The 16,222-nt window shown below is 47.1% G+C and carries 17 protein-coding genes; 14 read left to right on the top strand and 3 right to left on the bottom strand.

The genetic code is table 11. The annotated features are described in order from the left end of the window. Window positions 1–156 precede the first annotated feature (156 nt). The gene (locus MSG38_RS09200; RefSeq protein ID WP_248401671.1) at window positions 157–1,671 is read right to left on the bottom strand and encodes a PLP-dependent aminotransferase family protein; all 1,515 of its coding nucleotides are present in this window, start codon (window positions 1,669–1,671) and stop codon (window positions 157–159) included. 239 nt (window positions 1,672–1,910) lie between these two features. On the opposite strand from MSG38_RS09200, the gene MSG38_RS09195 reads away from it, so the two are divergent. From MSG38_RS09195 to MSG38_RS09180, 4 genes are all read left to right on the top strand, one after another. After that, window positions 1,911–2,777 (top strand): transporter substrate-binding domain-containing protein, encoded by an 867-nt coding sequence (locus MSG38_RS09195; protein WP_248401670.1) that lies wholly within the window; start codon window positions 1,911–1,913, stop codon window positions 2,775–2,777. A 131-nt stretch (window positions 2,778–2,908) separates the two neighbouring features. Next, window positions 2,909–3,550 carry an amino acid ABC transporter permease gene (locus tag MSG38_RS09190; protein ID WP_248401669.1) on the top strand — a complete coding sequence of 214 codons (642 nt, stop codon included), beginning with the start codon at window positions 2,909–2,911 and terminating at the stop codon, window positions 3,548–3,550. 134 nt (window positions 3,551–3,684) lie between these two features. Then, a complete protein-coding gene (locus MSG38_RS09185; protein ID WP_050653103.1) occupies window positions 3,685–4,350 on the top strand; it encodes an ABC transporter permease subunit in 666 nt (221 codons plus the stop codon). Next, window positions 4,343–5,197, top strand: a complete 855-nt coding sequence (locus tag MSG38_RS09180; protein ID WP_282450362.1) for an amino acid ABC transporter ATP-binding protein — start codon at window positions 4,343–4,345, stop codon at window positions 5,195–5,197. Before MSG38_RS09185 ends, MSG38_RS09180 begins: the two co-directional genes overlap by 8 nt. A gap of 136 nt (window positions 5,198–5,333) precedes the next feature. Here the strand turns inward: MSG38_RS09180 and MSG38_RS09175 are convergent, their stop codons facing one another. Beyond that, a complete protein-coding gene (locus MSG38_RS09175; protein WP_050620242.1) occupies window positions 5,334–6,062 on the bottom strand; it encodes a UTRA domain-containing protein in 729 nt (242 codons plus the stop codon). Between the two features lie 211 nt (window positions 6,063–6,273). Here MSG38_RS09175 and MSG38_RS09170 point away from each other — a divergent pair, with 211 nt between their 5' ends. The 6 genes from MSG38_RS09170 to MSG38_RS09145 all read left to right on the top strand — a co-directional run bounded on the left by MSG38_RS09170 (window position 6,274) and on the right by MSG38_RS09145 (window position 11,651). After that, a complete protein-coding gene (locus tag MSG38_RS09170) occupies window positions 6,274–7,356 on the top strand; it encodes an ABC transporter substrate-binding protein (RefSeq protein WP_248401668.1) in 1,083 nt (360 codons plus the stop codon). 61 nt (window positions 7,357–7,417) lie between these two features. Further along, window positions 7,418–8,296, top strand: coding sequence for an alkaline phosphatase family protein (locus MSG38_RS09165; RefSeq protein ID WP_102489499.1), 879 nt, complete (start codon window positions 7,418–7,420; stop codon window positions 8,294–8,296). Further along, window positions 8,293–9,186, top strand: coding sequence for an ABC transporter permease subunit (locus MSG38_RS09160; protein WP_017061233.1), 894 nt, complete (start codon window positions 8,293–8,295; stop codon window positions 9,184–9,186). The genes MSG38_RS09165 and MSG38_RS09160 overlap by 4 nt, the downstream gene beginning before the upstream one ends. After that, on the top strand, window positions 9,186–9,971 hold the full coding sequence (locus MSG38_RS09155; protein WP_004732591.1) for an ABC transporter permease: 786 nt from the start codon (window positions 9,186–9,188) through the stop codon (window positions 9,969–9,971). The genes MSG38_RS09160 and MSG38_RS09155 overlap by 1 nt, the downstream gene beginning before the upstream one ends. Continuing rightward, window positions 9,971–10,990, top strand: a complete 1,020-nt coding sequence (locus MSG38_RS09150; protein ID WP_122081402.1) for an ABC transporter ATP-binding protein — start codon at window positions 9,971–9,973, stop codon at window positions 10,988–10,990. Before MSG38_RS09155 ends, MSG38_RS09150 begins: the two co-directional genes overlap by 1 nt. 1 nt (window position 10,991) lies before the next feature. Continuing rightward, entirely contained in the window at window positions 10,992–11,651 is a 660-nt protein-coding gene (locus tag MSG38_RS09145) for an HAD family hydrolase (protein ID WP_248401667.1), read from the top strand. A 94-nt stretch (window positions 11,652–11,745) separates the two neighbouring features. Here the strand turns inward: MSG38_RS09145 and MSG38_RS09140 are convergent, their stop codons facing one another. Continuing rightward, window positions 11,746–11,928, bottom strand: a complete 183-nt coding sequence (locus MSG38_RS09140; RefSeq protein ID WP_248401666.1) for a hypothetical protein — start codon at window positions 11,926–11,928, stop codon at window positions 11,746–11,748. 103 nt (window positions 11,929–12,031) lie between these two features. On the opposite strand from MSG38_RS09140, the gene hppD reads away from it, so the two are divergent. The 4 genes from hppD to maiA are packed head-to-tail and all read left to right on the top strand — an operon-like array spanning window position 12,032 to window position 16,001. Next, window positions 12,032–13,105 carry a 4-hydroxyphenylpyruvate dioxygenase gene (gene hppD, locus MSG38_RS09135; RefSeq protein ID WP_017067769.1) on the top strand — a complete coding sequence of 358 codons (1,074 nt, stop codon included), beginning with the start codon at window positions 12,032–12,034 and terminating at the stop codon, window positions 13,103–13,105. Next, window positions 13,098–14,228, top strand: coding sequence for a homogentisate 1,2-dioxygenase (locus MSG38_RS09130; protein WP_248401665.1), 1,131 nt, complete (start codon window positions 13,098–13,100; stop codon window positions 14,226–14,228). The genes hppD and MSG38_RS09130 overlap by 8 nt, the downstream gene beginning before the upstream one ends. A 9-nt stretch (window positions 14,229–14,237) precedes the next feature. Beyond that, window positions 14,238–15,275 carry a fumarylacetoacetate hydrolase family protein gene (locus tag MSG38_RS09125; protein WP_248401664.1) on the top strand — a complete coding sequence of 346 codons (1,038 nt, stop codon included), beginning with the start codon at window positions 14,238–14,240 and terminating at the stop codon, window positions 15,273–15,275. Window positions 15,276–15,296: 21 nt separating this feature from the next. Continuing rightward, window positions 15,297–16,001 (top strand): maleylacetoacetate isomerase, encoded by a 705-nt coding sequence (gene maiA, locus MSG38_RS09120; RefSeq protein WP_102457778.1) that lies wholly within the window; start codon window positions 15,297–15,299, stop codon window positions 15,999–16,001. Window positions 16,002–16,222: the final 221 nt, after the last annotated feature.

Genomic DNA, 16,222 nt, shown 5'->3' with positions numbered 1-16,222 from the left:
GATAGCCAGCACAGCATCAAAGGCACTTTGGCAAAGGATTCCCCGTTCTTTTCAACGTGCCAAACCTAACCTTCAGAAACGACAAAAGAGCATCGATTGATGCTCTTTTTACGTTTATTCACTAAATCACTCTGCTCAAACCGCTCTTAAGTGATGCTAGATCTTCATCACCTCTGACAGCTCTTTGATACCGGGTGCGATCAGATCTTTGTCGATGGCGTGAAAGCCCAATCGAAAATAGGAGTTGGGGTCATATTCTGACAATGCTTCACAGCCCGATTCCGTCTCGGTATTAGTCATGAAGTGTGAATACCCGGTTTCAATCAGTATTCCTTTCTGTGCGGCTCGTGATGCTAAACGTTGGCTATTGATGTGGCTGGGCGTTTGTAGCCACAGAGAGTTGGCCTGCTCGCTTTGAGCCAGTCGTTTACAATCCGGTAGGTATTTCAAGACGGCATCGTTGATCAGCTTCCAGCGCTGGCGCGTGTTTTCTCTAAAGCGCCTTACAAAGCTGTCGTAGTAACCTTGTTTAATAAAGTGCGCTACTTCCATCTGAACGCGACTTGGTGCGTGTCGGTACATCAAGCGACGCAGTATTCTAAGGTCGTAGATCAACTCTTCAGGTGCCACGATGTAGCCTAATCTCAAGCCGGGTGCTAATAGCTTAGAGAAGCTGCTGACGTAGATGACACGTCCTTCCTTGTCACTGGCTTTCAGCGCGGGTTTAGGATTCCACTCCACGTTGCACTCGGCGTCATAGTCATCTTCGATAATCACCGCATCATTGGTTTTGGCCATTTCCAGTAACTGAGCTCGACGCTCGTCACTCATGGTGACGCCCGTTGGGGCTTGGTGGCTAGGTGTGACATAGAAGTGATCACACAGTGAAGAGTGCTCATTGAATCTCAATCCTTGTTCATCCACTTGATGCGGGTGTAACTGCGCGCCAGAGAGATTAAAAATGTGATTCGCTTCTTTGTAGCCGGGGTTCTCGACTCCGACTCGGCTCTGATGGTTCATGAGCAAAGTCGAAATCAAATACAGCGCATTCTGCGAACCTAAGGTTATGAGGATCTCATCACTTTGGGCATGAATACCGCGCTGAGGAAGCACCCTTGTGCGTATCTGTTCGACCAGCATGTCGACGTCTTTATCGACCTTGTCACACAGCCAGCGATGGTCATGTGGATCTGAGGTGACTTTTCTTGTGGCTTCTCGCCATTGCGCTAATGGAAAGTCATTGATAGAGGGTTGGCCAAAAATAAAGGGGTACTGATAGCAGCTCCAATGCGAGGGTTTAACGATGCGAGGGTATTGGCTCAATTGCAGTTTTACTCGCTTGCTCCAATCCGGTGCATTGTCGTTGTCTGTTGATTCAAAATGATCCAAGTTCGCATCGATTTCTTCGCTCGGATTTTGATACTTTTCTGACAGGTAATAACCACTGCGAGGCTTGCTGATGAGATAACCATCATCGAGCAAACTGTCGTACACCAACGAGACCGTATTGCGTGAGACGCCCAATTGGCTAGAGAGCTTGCGACAAGACGGAAGCGCTTGTTCCGCAGGAAAAATACCATTCAATATCGCCGTCACCAAATAGCTACGTACTTGTTCTTGTAGGCTTCTTTTGGAATCAAACTCGATGAAACAATTGTGATTTATCGCCATGAGATACAGTCCTTATTCTCAGTAAACCTCGGTCCTATTTGTATAAAAGAGCAAGAAGTGAGCCAGAGTTCATATGGATGTTTTAAGAACTGGCTTTTGAACGGTATCTAATGAGAAAGGTGCTCTGCTCTAACCTAAAAATAGCTCTGTCCCAACCCGAAAATTAAATTGGCTCTACGTCTTCGAGGCATTCCGTTCATAAAGTAAAGGCAGGCAAATAATCTCGATAAGGAAAGCGTATGAAACAGGGAATGACGATGAAGGCATGGGTTTCAACAGCGGCAGCAACAGTCGTACTGGGTTGTTTTGGTATCGCTCAAGCATCCGAGCTTGCAGCCATCGAAAAGCAAGGTTTTATGAAAGTGGCGACAGAAGATAACTATTCGCCATTCAACTACATCGATCGTGGTAATCCGGCTGGGATTAATAAAGATCTGCTTGATGAACTGCGTGAATATTCGAAGTTCGATATTGAACAAGAGATCTTACCTTGGACAGGGTTACTCGCGTCAGTATCCGCTGGCCAATACGATGTGGCGTTAACCGGAGCTATCATTACCGACACCCGTTTAAAGGCCTTTGACTTTACTCCACCGATTGCTTCAGCACAGCACTACTTCTTAACCCGAGCGGGTGATGACGACATCAATACTGTCGCAGATTTAGATGGTAAAACGGTGGGTCTACAAGCGGGCAGTGCCTTGCTAGAGCGACTTCCTGAGCTAGAAGAGATGCTAGAAGCACAAGGCAAATCTTTGGGCAAAGTCGTTCAGTATCAATCTTATCCAGAAGCGTATTCCGACTTGGCAATTGGCCGTATCGACTATGTGATCAACAGTGTGGTTTCGGTTAACGAGGTAGTGAAGTCCAAGTCAAAGGTATTCAAAAAAGGCGAAGCAGTCTCTGGCCCAGGTTTCGTGAGCTGGCCAGTTCCTAAAGATAATCCTGAGCTTTTGGCTTACCTAACGGAATTCTTCCTACACCTTGAGCAAACAGGAAAAATGGCAGAGCTGCAGAAGAAGTGGTTCGGTGAATCGTTCGACCAACTCCCTTCAGAAGCCATTACTTCGGTTGAGCAGTATCGCAAGCTAACAGCCGTTCAATAGATGAATAAGCATGCGCCGACACAAACAGTTAGCGACTGTTTGTGTCCATGCCATTGGGTTTAAAGCGGTTTAACCCATGAGTCATTGGCGCACAATCTATCGAAAGAAGTCGCTGATCAAAGAGGTCGTTTATGGATTATTACGCTTGGGAACAGTTGCTACAGGGCGCGTGGGCAACGGCATGGATATCGGCAGTATCGATTGTATTAGGTGTCGTCATCGGCTTAATAATTGCCTTGGTTAGAATGATGAAAATCCCGTTTGTGGATCAAATGTTGGGCATCTATGTCAGTTGGGCACGAGCAACGCCTTTGGTGACGTTGGCTCTGTTTATTTTCCTTTCTTTTCCGTCATTTGGCATCAATTTAGATAAACACGTTTCTGCCATTTTAGCGCTCACACTCAATACATCGGCATTCAATGCAGAGATTTGGCGCAACGCGTTTCTTAACTTTTCAAAAGGACAAATGGAAGCGGCTGAAGCCATTGGTATGAGACGCATCACTTACTTCCGCCGCATCATGTTCCCACAAATGGTGATCATGAGCCTACCTGCGCTAGTCAATGAGATGTCGTTCTTAATCAAAGGAAGCCCAGCGATTGCGGTGATCGGTATCGTCGACCTAACTCGTGTCACCAATCGAATCTCTGCGGTTACCTATGAACCACTTGGGCCGATTCTATGTGCCGGTGCCATATACATGTTGATTATTGGCGTGTTGGTGAAGTTGCAAGCGGTGGCTGAAAACCGAGCCACTTATCTGCAGCAGTAAGTGTGGCTAGCAGTAATCTATCTCAGTCACAGCTATCAACAACAGCCACAGTTTAGCCGTCATGGCTACTTGGTCAGAAACACCATTTACCTGCTTGTGATGCGTTATTGAGCGGGTAAGTTTAAGGAGTAAATATGGAAGAATGGAATATTATCTGGCAACAAAAAGAGCTGTTTGCTTCAGGGTTTGTGACCACATTTTATCTTTTTGTTTCGTCTTCAATCTTGAGTTTCATCATTGGCATCAGTTTGTTGTATTGCCTCGAAAACTCAAAACTTGGTGTGAAGTACACCATCAATAGTTTGATAGGCATGATGCGCACCTTGCCGTTTCTTATCTTAGCGTACCTGCTCTATTACGGGCTGCCGCAGGTTGGTATTCGACTCGATGCGATTACAGCGGGAATCATCGCGCTAAGTCTCTATCACGGAACCTATTTTTGTGAGATTTTCCGAGGTGTTCGTAAGGGGTTAGAGCCAGGTTACATCGAAGCGGCGCACGCTTATGGCTTCTCTAAATTAAAAACCTTTACCCGAGTCATCACCCCTAACGTGTTGTTTAAGTCGGTTCCGCTGATCACGAACCAACTCATCATCTGCTTAAAAGACACTGCGTTTCTTAGCATCATCACCGTCGCAGAAATTACCGCGGCAGCCAACAGTATTCAATCCACGTACTTCATCCCATTGAATGCGTTCATCATTGCTATCGCGCTCTACTGGGCTGTGAGTATTGCACTTGAAACCATCACCAAACGAATCCAAACCAAAGTTGAACTTAGAGGGCTTAGCCATGCTTAAACAATCAGAGATTATTGAAACGGAAGCACCGATTAACCCTTCTTCGAGCGTGAGTTTGGAAGTGATTGAGTGCGAGCCACTATTGGAAGAACGAGAGACGATCATCAAGGTTGAAAATCTGTCGAAACAGTTTGATGGCATCGAAGTACTGCGAGATATCAACCTCAACATCAACAAAGGCGATGTGGTGAGTATTCTCGGTTCGTCAGGTTCGGGGAAATCGACGTTATTACGTTGTATGAATTGGCTAGAGCAGCCAGAACGCGGCACGATCTTCATGGGTGATGAACGCATTGGTATCAACTCTGAAACGGGTACACCACTCAAATATAAAGAGCTGGCGAAACTTAGAGAGCGCCTTGGTATGGTTTTCCAAAGCTTCAACTTGTGGCCACATCTCACCGTGTTGCAAAACGTCATGGAAGCGCTCGTTCACGTTAAGAAGATAGCGAAATCAGACGCCGAAGAGATGGCTCGTAAGCAACTCGATAAGGTTGGGATGTCGCACAAACTAGAGAATTACCCGAGTATGTTATCGGGTGGGCAAAAGCAACGTGTCGCTATTGCCAGAGCTCTCGCGATGGAGCCGGATGTATTGCTGTTTGATGAGCCAACGTCTGCACTCGATCCTGAATTGGTCGAAGAGGTGTTATTGGTGATGAAGAAATTGTCGCAAGAGGGCTACACCATGGTAGTTGTGACACATGAAATGGAATTCGCGCGTCAGGTGTCGGATCAGGTGGTATTTCTTGAAAAAGGCATCTTGATTGAGAAATCCAACCCAGAGAAGTTTTTCACTAACCCAGACTCACCAAGGGTTAGACAGTTCCTCAAGCTTGATTCATGAGTTAGATAGCTTGCTCATGAATCAAGGTTCGATCGTTAAAAAACTCCGACTAAATCCGTCGGAGTTTTTGTCTGTGCTGGTTTTTTCTTCCTAAGCCCAAACTTAAACCTAAAACTATACAAATGGCCATGTGGCGCTAACCAATACTATCAATATGAATGACCACAGAGTCTGGTCGCCAGTACTCCAATTCGCAGTCCATCAACTCGCCATCTTGTTTGTAGTTCACTCGGCAGATCTTCAAAACAGGCTGCCCCTCTGCCAAATTCAACGCCTTGGCGACATGGGCAGGTGCAGAAGTGGGAATCACATCAAAGCGCGAGCGTTGGGTCTCGTAGCCGTATTTTTCTCGGTAGATGCCTGTTAGTGACATGGTGAGGTTTTCCGACAAGACACCATCAAACAAGGGCGCTTTCAGTACATTTTCAACAAACAGCACAGCTCTGCCATCAATAAAACGCAAGCGCTCAATCACGTGTATTGGCGTTATCTGCTCTATCTCTAATGCTTTGGCGTAATCGCCTGCCGCCATCTCTGTGCGGGTGCTGAGCAGTCTGGTTTCTGCTATGCGGTGTTGTTCACGAATCATTTGATGAAAGTGAGAACGTGACAATGGGTTATAGCGAACACGTTCGGGTGACACATACCAACCTCGGCGCTCTTCTCGGTATATCAGGCCCTCGGTTTCTAATGATACCAACGCATCTTTGAGCGTAATTCGTGTGGTTGAAAACAGCTCGCTGAGCTCTCTTTCGGATGGCAGCTTTTGCCCCTCGGTGAAGATGCCTGATTGAAGCTGTTCTCTAATGCTCGCCTTAATTCTGCCTAGCTGTGTCCCTGATTGCCCTGTAGCCAATGTTCTCATTACTGATCTAGTCCATAAGTTCGTGTGCTCAATAAGGTAAACCACGGAGTTAACAGGAATGTGACAGTAAACAAAGGCTTGCTGTCATATGAGTGAAATATAACTGCCACGGAAATGCATCCTAACTGTCAAATAACTTGCGCGAAAGCGTCACACTCCGGCGATAGCATACAAAACGAACTTACTGACCTAGTCCAGAGGGATAGAGACAATGAAAACTTTGCTTAGCCGTTCAACTGTATCGCCATCTAAACTGATTGGCGCAACGTTAATAACGGCAACACTTTCAATGCCAGCGATGGCGAAGGATGCTGATCTTGAGTCACTGATTGAAGCCGCTCAAAAAGAGGGTGCGGTTTACAGTGTGGGTATGCCAGACAGTTGGGCAAACTGGAAAGGCACATGGGCTGACCTGAAAGCAAACTACGGTTTGAAGCATCAGGATACAGACATGAGCTCGGCTCAAGAGATCTCGAAATTTGAAGCAGAGAAAAGAAACGCAACTGCAGATATCGGTGATGTTGGTTTCGCCTTTGCACGTGTCGCTGTGCAGAAAGACGTAACGCAGCCATACAAGCCAACGACTTGGGATGACATTCCAGATTGGGCGAAAGACAAAGATGGTCACTGGGCTCTGGCTTACACAGGTACTATCTCGTTCATTTCAAACAATAACCTTGTTGAAGATGCCCCAAAATCTTGGAGCGATCTACTAGAAGGCGACTACAAAGTTACTGTTGGTGATGTAGGCGTTGCCGCACAAGCAAACAACGCAATTCTAGCGGCTGCATTTGCTAACGGTGGTGACGAGTCGAACCTAAAACCAGCGATTAAATTCTTTGGTGAACTAGCGAAGCAAGGCCGCCTGTCTTACACAGATCCAAGTATCGCTAACCTTGAAAAAGGCGAAGTGGAAGTGGCAATCATGTGGGATTTCAACGCACTGAATTACCGCGACAAGATCGACCGTGAGCGCTTTACGGTAAGCATTCCACAAGATGGTTCAGTGATCTCTGGTTACACCACCATCATCAACAAATACGCGAAAAACCCGAACGCGGCGAAGTTGGCTCGTGAATATATCTTCAGCGACCAAGGACAAATCAACCTAGCAGAAGGTTACGCGCGCCCAATCCGTAGCAGCGTTTCGCTACCTCAATCAGTACAAGACAAGCTGATCTCGAACGATGAATACAGCAACGTGCACCCAGTATCTGACTTCTCAGCATGGGAAAAATCAGCACGTCGTCTACCACGTCAATGGCAAGAAAGCGTATTGATTCACCAGCAATAACCCCGCTTAACACGCCACCTGTAACGGGTGGCTTATAGAAACAAGCAATAGAGAATAGACCATGAGCAATAAGGTTATCCTTGTTGTTCTAGATGGACTGAACTATCAGGTAGCCCGTGATTGCATGGGCTACCTGAACGGTCTTCTAGAACTAAGTGATATGCAGACAAAACAGGGCGATTCGCACAATGAACAGAGCACTTCGCAGAGCACGCAAAAAAATAAGCTGCGCGCCACGCTTTACCCTGTGCAGTGCGAGCTGCCGTCTATGTCACGTCCACTGTATGAGTGCATCCTGACCGGTGTTCGCCCTGTCGAGAGTGGCATCGTTAACAACCAAATCGTGCGTTTATCGAATCATGAGTCGATCTTTAGCTTGGCGAAATCGCAGGGTAAAGTGACGGCTGCAGCGGCATATCATTGGGTGAGTGAGCTTTATAACCGAGCGCCATTTGATGCTGTGCGTGACCGTTTCACCAACGATGAAACCATGAACATTCAACACGGTTGTTTCTACCACTGGGACCACTACCCAGATGAAGCCTTGTTCTTGGATGCAGAGCACCTGCGGGTCACTCATCAACCGGATTTTTTGCTGATTCACCCAATGAACATTGACGACATGGGGCACAAGCACGGGCTGGACTCTCGCCAATACCGCAACAGTGCTCGTGGCGCGGATATCTACCTGTCGAACTACCTTGAGAAATGGGTAGACGATGGTTATCAAGTGATCATCACCAGTGACCACGGCATGAACAATGACTTGTCTCACGGTGGCATTCTGCCTGAAGAGCGCGAAGTGCCATTCTTTGTGATTGGCGATAAGTTCACACACCAAGAATGTTCAGTGAAACAGACCGACATCTGCGGCAGCGTGTGTCAGCTACTCAACCTTGAACACGATAAATCTTACACTCAGGAATTGTTGGCCTTATGAGCAGTTCTGTAATCACGCAGAGCGATGGCTCTGCGCTTCAACCCAAAACCAAATCTTTGTTTCAACGCTTCAAGCCCGCCTTGTGGCTTGCGCCTTTCGCACTGTTTTTCTATCTGTTCCAACTGGCACCTATGGTTTGGGTGCTGATCAACAGCTTCTTCTACGATGATGAGCTCTCTCTCGAAAACTACTCTGAGATATTCGATTCTGCCTTCATGATGCAGGCTTTTGGCAACAGTTTATGGCTGTCGATTTGGTCGAGTATTGTTGGCTTAGCGATTGCGACTCTGCTCGTTTCTTCACTGCGCCGCGTTGATTCTAAAATCCGCGATGCGGTGATTGCGTTTACCAACATGAGCAGCAACTTCTCAGGTGTGCCTCTGTCATTCGCCTTCATCATCATCTTGGGCACCAACGGTGCTATCACCTTATTGCTCAAACAGTATGGATTGCTGGGTGATTTCGACCTGTATGGCAAGTGGGGCTTGCTTGCGATTTACATCTACTTCCAGATCCCATTGGCGGTTTTATTGCTGTATCCAGCGTTCGATGCCTTGAGTGACGACTGGCAAGCAGCTTCGGCATTGCTTGGCGCGAAAACTTGGCAGTATTGGACCAAAATCGCGCTGCCTGTGTTATCTCCTGCCTTGTTCGGCACCTTCATCATCTTGATTGCTAATGCGATTGGCGCGTATGCGAGCGTGTATGCGTTGACATCGGGTAACTACAACGTGATTACGATTCGGATCGCGAGCTTGGTATCAGGCGATTTGTTCCTCGAACCAAACCTAGCAGCGGCAATTTCCGTGATTCTGATGGCGATGCTGGCGTTCATCACCGTGATTAACCAATGGCTGATCAGCAAAAGCTACGCAGGGAAGAGAAAGTAATGAACACCGTAAATACACGCTTTCATAAAACCGTGGTCTATTCGATCGTTGGCATCATGATGATCCCGATCTTGGCGACCTTCATCTACTCGATCTCTTCGCGTTGGGGCGCGACGATCTTGCCTGACGGTTTTACTTTGGATTGGTACATCAACCTGTTGACGGATCCTCGCTTCTTACAAGCCTTTGGCCGTTCACTGTTTATCTGTGTGGCGGCGCTGTCATTGAGTGTGGTGTTGGTTCTGCCTGCGATTTTCGTGGTGTTTTACTATTTCCCGAAACTCGACAAGGTGATGAATATCCTGATCTTATTACCGTTCGCAGTGCCGCCAGTGGTGTCGTCGGTGGGCTTACTTCAGCTGTATGCCGATAGCGAAATCTCACTGATAGGTACGCCGTGGATTCTGATTGGTACCTACTTCACCATCGCGCTGCCATTCATGTATCGCGCGATTGCCAACAGCTTTGAAGCTATTAACCTGCATGACTTGATGGACGCAGCTCATCTGCTCGGCGCAAGCACCACCAAGGCGTTCTTATTGATTATTCTGCCAAACCTTAAGAAAGGCTTAATGGCATCGCTGTTCTTGTCGTTCTCGTTCCTATTGGGCGAGTTCGTGTTCGCCAACATCTTGGTGGGTACACGTTACGAGACGCTGCAAATTTACCTATACAACATGCGTCAAACCAGTGGTCACTTCACGTCAGCCCTTGTGATGACGTACTTCCTGTTTATTTTCTTACTGACTTGGTTGGCAAGTCGTTTCAGCCAAGGTACCAAATAATGAGCTATGTAAATGCGAAAAACCTCACCAAGCGCTTTGGTGACAATACAGTATTTGAAGACATTGAATTCTCAATCGAGAAGGGGGAATTCATCACGCTGCTTGGCCCAAGTGGTTGTGGTAAATCGACCTTGCTACGTAGCTTGGCTGGTTTGAATCCGGTCGATGGTGGCGAAATCTGGGTGAATGGTGAGGAGATTACTCACCAAGTGCCGCAAGAGCGTGGCATCGGTATGGTGTTTCAATCTTATGCGTTGTTCCCGAACATGACGGTTGAAGGCAACATTGCGTTTGGCCTTAAGATGAAAAAGCTTGCTGCTGATGAGATTAAGCGCGAAGTCGCGAAAGTGATTGGGCTGGTGGACTTAACAGGCAAAGAGAAGTTTTACCCGCATCAGTTATCGGGCGGTCAGCGTCAACGTGTCGCTTTGGCAAGAGCCTTGGTGGTCAAGCCGCGTATTCTATTGCTCGATGAACCGCTTTCGGCGCTGGATGCGAAGATCCGAAAGCACCTACGCCAACAGATCCGAGATATTCAGAAAGAGATGAACCTGACCACGATCTTCGTGACTCATGATCAAGAAGAAGCGATGATCATGTCTGACCGCATCTTCTTGATGAATAAAGGTGAGATCGTCCAAGCAGGCACACCCGAAGAGATCTACACTCAACCTGCCAATGAGTTTGTTGCTGGGTTCATGGGGCACTACAATCTGGTGCAAGCGAACAAGGCCAAGCAACTTTTCAACATTGAAACCGAGTGGAAGGTGGCGATTCGTCCTGAATCTATCTACGTTAAAGAGCAAGGCCGACAGTATGGCGAGCATATCTCCGCGCCGAAAACGGGCACCATTCGTAACCACCAGCTTTTGGGTAACGTGATTCGCTATCAAGTGGACGTCGATGAATGTGAATTAACCGTCGACTTACTTAACCGTTCTTCTGAACGACTGTTGGCAAACGGCAGCCAACTTGAACTCCTGTTTAACCTTAACGAAATTCAACCTGTGAGAGCCTAAGATGTTCAAACCTTTGTATGTATTTGATATGGACGAAACGCTGATCAATGCCGATGCAGCAATGCTTTGGAATGAGTTCTTGGTTGAAAAGGGCATTGCCACTGCGCCCAACTTTATTGAAGAAGATAAGCGCTTAATGGGCCTGTATTCGGAAGGTAAACTGAATATGGAAGATTACCTCACGTTTTCCATGCAGCCTTTAGCCGATATGCCAACAGAGCAAGTTACAGCATTGGTTGAAGAGTGTGTCGAACAGCATATTTTGCCTAGACAGTTCAAGCAGTCGAAACCCTTGATTGAGCTGCTTGAGAATGATGATATCGACATGTTGATCATCTCTGCCAGCGTGACTTTCTTAGTGGAAGCGGTGGGTCGTAAGATTGGTATCGAGAATGCACTCGGTATTGATTTGATTGAAAACCAAGGCCGTTTTACTTCTCAAATATCAGGCGTACCAAGCTATCGTGAAGGCAAAGTGACGCGTTTAAAAGAGTGGTTAGACAATCAAGAAACCAACTACTCAGACATCCACTTTTATACCGATTCAATCAACGACTTACCTTTGTGTGAACACGCTGATTTTACTTACTTGGTGAATCCATGCCCGCGTTTAAAAGCGTTAGCTGATCAACCGAACTGGTCGATCCTCGACTGGGATTAACGCGAACCTTATATTCGAATTAGGTTCTTTCTAGAACTCATCAAGCCGCTGACTACAGCGGCTTTTTTGCATCATCAGTCTAATATTCGATTTATCACCTTAGCTGACAAAAGTACATATGTAACAATTCAATAACATCTATTACTCTGCTGTAAATCAAACCACCATCTTTCAATCCCTTGATAACACTCACTTTCTTGTCTTGATGGTTTGTGTGTAACAAATATTTTACAAATTGACAGAGTTTCATCGTAATTGCCCATTTTCCTCCACCCATTCCATTATCTCGGCTTGTGGGCCAAATTTAATTAAGGACAAAAAATACACAACCATTTCACAAAAAACGTAATACAAAACCAATAGGTACAAGGAGAAAGTTCATGGTGGATACATACAACCCGCTTGGCACGGATGGATTCGAGTTTGTTGAATACACGGCCGTTGACCACAAGGGAATTGAGCAACTTAAAGCGCTGTTTGTGTCACTTGGTTTTGCTGAGATCGCCAAGCACCGTTCAAAAGAAGCTTGGCTGTATCGACAAGGTGACATCAACTTTATCGTCAATGAACAGCCTCACAGCCAAGCGGAAGCGTTCGCTAAAGTGCATGGGCCATCGGTATGTGGCATGGCGTTTCGTGTCAATGAAGCAACGGCGGCAATGGAGCAAGCATTCAAGGGTGGCGGTGAAGAGTACAAGACAGAAATAGGGCCGATGGAACTTAGCATTCCTGCCATTTACGGCATCGGTGAAAGCCTGCTCTATTTTGTGGATCGTTATGGCAAGCAGAGCATCTATGACGTCGATTTCCGATTCTATGACGATGCGGAACAGCGCATGGCTGAAGCCAATGTGGGCTTGTATGAAATCGACCACCTCACGCACAACGTGAAACAAGGCAATATGGATGTATGGTCTGGGTTTTATGAGCGCATCGGTAACTTCCGCGAGATTCGCTACTTCGATATTGAAGGTAAACTGACTGGCCTTGTGAGCCGCGCTATGACCTCACCATGTGGCAAGATCCGCATCCCTATCAATGAGTCTTCAGACGACAAATCACAAATCGAAGAGTTCATTCGCGAATACAACGGTGAAGGTATCCAACACATCGCGCTCGCAACGGATGACATCTACAAAACGGTGAAAACCCTGCGTGATCGCGGCATGGACTTTATGCCAACTCCAGATACCTATTACGAGAAAGTCGACGAGCGTGTGAAGGGCCACGGTGAAGACACCGATCTGCTGCGCGACCTACGCGTTCTGATTGATGGCGCGCCGACCAAAGACGGCATCTTGCTGCAAATTTTCACACAGACGGTAATTGGTCCTGTGTTCTTTGAAATCATTCAGCGTAAAGGCAACGAAGGCTTTGGTGAAGGCAACTTCAAGGCGCTGTTTGAATCGATTGAAGAGGACCAGATTCGTCGAGGAGTATTAGACGATGCATAAATGGATCTCGTTTCCTCATCGGGAGGGTGTGTGTTCTAAACAAGCGCACGCCGATTTTCCCGAAGAGGCAATTTATGAGCGAGAGGCGGGCCGGAGTGGTTTCTTCGGCCCTGCGGCTCACTTTCATCATCAACATGCCCCAACTGGTTGGTCGGAGTGGGAGGGCGATCTGCGTCCTCGCGCTTTTGATTTTACGCTGGTGGAGAAAGCTAGCCAGATAACCCCTTGGGCTGTGCCCCATCTTTTGCATAACGCGGACTGTAAAATCCGTGTATGGCGCATGGATGATAAGATGGATTTCTTGGTGCGTAACTCTGACGGTGATGAGCTGCTGTTCATTCACCAAGGCAGTGCTGATCTCTATTGTGACTATGGTCATCTAGCGGTGAGTGAAGGGGATTACGTGATGATCCCGCGCTCGACCAATTGGCGCATAGAGCCAAGTGAGCCGATGTTCATCTTGATGATAGAGAACACAGACGCGGCTTACTCCTTGCCAGAGAAAGGCATGGTAGGCAATCACGCGGTGTTTGATCCTGCTGTGCTAGACATCCCTTCAATCAATGATCAATTCCGCGCTCAGTATTCAGAAAACCAGACTCAGGTTCAGGTGAAGCGCCACGACAAAGTCAGCGTGATCACCTATCCGTTCAATCCATTGGATGCGATTGGTTGGCATGGCGACTTAGCGGTGGTGAAAGTGAATTGGCGAGATATCAGACCGCTGATGTCACATCGCTACCACTTGCCACCTTCTGCGCATACGACGTTTGTTGGCGCAGGCTTTGTAGTGTGCACCTTTGTACCACGCCCGATTGAGAGCGACCCAGGTGCATTGAAAGTGCCGTTCTACCACAACAATGATGACTACGACGAAGTGCTGTTCTATCACGCTGGTGACTTTTTCAGTCGAGACAATATTGAAGCGGGCATGGTGACCTTCCATCCAGCAGGCTTCACTCATGGACCTCACCCTAAAGCCTTCAAGGCGGGTCAGGCACACAAGAAGAAGTTTACCGATGAAGTGGCGGTGATGATCGATACTCGCCATGCGCTGCAGTTCTCTGATGAACTCGATAGCGTTGAAAACAAAGAATATGTCTACAGTTGGCAAGAGAAATAAGGGACAAGGATGAAATTAGCAACCAAGAAAAATGGCACTCGCGATGGTCTATTGATGGTCGTGAGTAAAGATCTCAAACAGTGTGTGGCTGCCACCGAAATCTTCCATGCGATGCATCTGGCGCCAACCATGCAGGTAGCATTGGATAACTGGGACAGCGTGGCTTCTCAGTTAGAAGAGTTATACACCTCGTTAAACAACGGGCATGTGACTGGCAGTGAAGTGTTTGCACCTCAGTACTGTGAATCACCTCTACCACGCGCATATCAATGGGCTGATGGCAGCGCGTATGTAAACCACGTTGAACTGGTGCGTAAAGCGCGTGGTGCTGAAATGCCAGAAAGCTTCTGGGTCGATCCACTCATGTATCAAGGCGGCTCAGACGCGTTTATCGGTCCTCGTGACAACATCGAATTTGCCAGCGACGAGTGGGGCATCGATTTCGAAGGTGAGGTCGCGATTGTGACCGGTGATGTGCCTATGGGTGCCAGTGCTAAACAAGCGCACGATTCGATTCGCTTGCTGATGTTGGTGAATGATGTGTCGCTGCGTGGTTTGATTCCGGCTGAACTCGCTAAGGGTTTTGGTTTCTTCCAGTCTAAACCGTCTTCGGCGTTCTCTCCGGTTGCCGTTACACCTGATGAGCTAGGTGAACAATGGAAAGGCAGCAAGGTGCATTTACCGTTGATATCGACCTACAACGACCAACCTTTTGGTTGTCCGAATGCGGGCGTCGATATGACTTTCAATTTTGCCGAACTAGTTGTGCATGCAGCGAAAACTCGACCATTATCGGCAGGCGCGATCATAGGTTCAGGCACGGTATCGAATAAGCAAGGCACTGACCACGGCACCTCAATTGCCGAGGGCGGCGTGGGTTATTCATGCATAGCTGAAGTTCGTATGATTGAGACCATCCGTGATGGTAAGCCTTCGACTCAATTCATGTCGTTTGGCGACTCGATCAAGCTTGAGATGTTTGATGCTGCAGGTCATTCTATTTTTGGCGCGATAGACCAAAAAGTGAGCCAGTATCGAGCGCTATAATCCACATAATAGGATTTCTGTATGAGCGAGAGCATCGTGAACAAGAACATTATACTTTACGGTTACTGGCGCTCGTCTGCAGCCTATCGTGTGCGTATTGGATTGAACCTAAAACAGCTCAATTATGAGTCTAAATCGGTGCATTTGGTGCGTAATGGCGGCGAGCAACATGACCCACAATATCGCGATCTCAATGCCAGTGAACTAGTGCCTGTGCTGGTGGATGGTGAAGTTCAACTCAATCAGTCGTTGGTTATTCTTCAATATCTCGATGAACACTACATGTGTGAGAGCAGCCCAGACACCTCGCTGATTCCAGAGCAAGTGCCGCTGCGTTATCAAGCGTTGGCAATGGCTCAGGATATTGCCATGGAAATCCATCCTCTCAATAACCTACGCGTGTTGCAGTATTTGGAGCGAGAATTGTCGTGCGAGCAAGAGGCGAAAATGGATTGGCTTCGTTACTGGATGAGCCAAGGGTTTTCAGCGTTAGAAGAGAAGCTGGCCAAACACCGAAAAGCACATGGCGACTCGATGTATAGCCTCACGGATTCACCATGCATTGTCGATATCTGCTTGGTGCCGCAGGTGTATAACGCGCTGCGCTTTGGCGTTGATATGTCACCTTATCCGCTAATTAATTCGATTGTCGAAGCGTGTAACCAGTTACCCGATTTTATTGATGCGATGCCAGAGAACCAAGCGGATGCGAATGCACCGATGTGAACGTATTAAATTGTTTTTTATGAACTGGAAATGTTATTTGGATGAAGTCTCGTTATAATTACGCTTTGGTATATTTAAAGACATTATGTATTCATTCTTTTCGGGTTTAATTTCCAAAATTATGAATATTTATCTCATCTAGCATTAAACGCTCCTAATAAAATAAGCCTCATTATAATTAAATAAGAGGCTTGTAATATAATTTATATTAGTATTGTTTA

This window comes from Vibrio sp. 1CM24A (assembly GCF_023161725.1).
GTDB lineage: Bacteria > Pseudomonadota > Gammaproteobacteria > Enterobacterales > Vibrionaceae > Vibrio > Vibrio coralliirubri.
Note: the sequence above shows the minus strand (reverse complement) of the source record. Positions and strands in the feature narration are given on the sequence as shown.

What these genes read in the sequence shown, in the direction of transcription:
- MSG38_RS09200 (WP_248401671.1), bottom strand. Translation starts at nt 1,671, where the DNA reads ATGGCGATAAATCACAATTGTTTCATCGAGTTTGATTCCAAAAGAAGC.
- MSG38_RS09195 (WP_248401670.1), top strand. Translation starts at nt 1,911, where the DNA reads ATGAAACAGGGAATGACGATGAAGGCATGGGTTTCAACAGCGGCAGCA.
- MSG38_RS09190 (WP_248401669.1), top strand. Translation starts at nt 2,909, where the DNA reads ATGGATTATTACGCTTGGGAACAGTTGCTACAGGGCGCGTGGGCAACG.
- MSG38_RS09185 (WP_050653103.1), top strand. Translation starts at nt 3,685, where the DNA reads ATGGAAGAATGGAATATTATCTGGCAACAAAAAGAGCTGTTTGCTTCA.
- MSG38_RS09180 (WP_282450362.1), top strand. Translation starts at nt 4,343, where the DNA reads ATGCTTAAACAATCAGAGATTATTGAAACGGAAGCACCGATTAACCCT.
- MSG38_RS09175 (WP_050620242.1), bottom strand. Translation starts at nt 6,062, where the DNA reads ATGAGAACATTGGCTACAGGGCAATCAGGGACACAGCTAGGCAGAATT.
- MSG38_RS09170 (WP_248401668.1), top strand. Translation starts at nt 6,274, where the DNA reads ATGAAAACTTTGCTTAGCCGTTCAACTGTATCGCCATCTAAACTGATT.
- MSG38_RS09165 (WP_102489499.1), top strand. Translation starts at nt 7,418, where the DNA reads ATGAGCAATAAGGTTATCCTTGTTGTTCTAGATGGACTGAACTATCAG.
- MSG38_RS09160 (WP_017061233.1), top strand. Translation starts at nt 8,293, where the DNA reads ATGAGCAGTTCTGTAATCACGCAGAGCGATGGCTCTGCGCTTCAACCC.
- MSG38_RS09155 (WP_004732591.1), top strand. Translation starts at nt 9,186, where the DNA reads ATGAACACCGTAAATACACGCTTTCATAAAACCGTGGTCTATTCGATC.
- MSG38_RS09150 (WP_122081402.1), top strand. Translation starts at nt 9,971, where the DNA reads ATGAGCTATGTAAATGCGAAAAACCTCACCAAGCGCTTTGGTGACAAT.
- MSG38_RS09145 (WP_248401667.1), top strand. Translation starts at nt 10,992, where the DNA reads ATGTTCAAACCTTTGTATGTATTTGATATGGACGAAACGCTGATCAAT.
- MSG38_RS09140 (WP_248401666.1), bottom strand. Translation starts at nt 11,928, where the DNA reads ATGGGTGGAGGAAAATGGGCAATTACGATGAAACTCTGTCAATTTGTA.
- hppD (WP_017067769.1), top strand. Translation starts at nt 12,032, where the DNA reads ATGGTGGATACATACAACCCGCTTGGCACGGATGGATTCGAGTTTGTT.
- MSG38_RS09130 (WP_248401665.1), top strand. Translation starts at nt 13,098, where the DNA reads ATGCATAAATGGATCTCGTTTCCTCATCGGGAGGGTGTGTGTTCTAAA.
- MSG38_RS09125 (WP_248401664.1), top strand. Translation starts at nt 14,238, where the DNA reads ATGAAATTAGCAACCAAGAAAAATGGCACTCGCGATGGTCTATTGATG.
- maiA (WP_102457778.1), top strand. Translation starts at nt 15,297, where the DNA reads ATGAGCGAGAGCATCGTGAACAAGAACATTATACTTTACGGTTACTGG.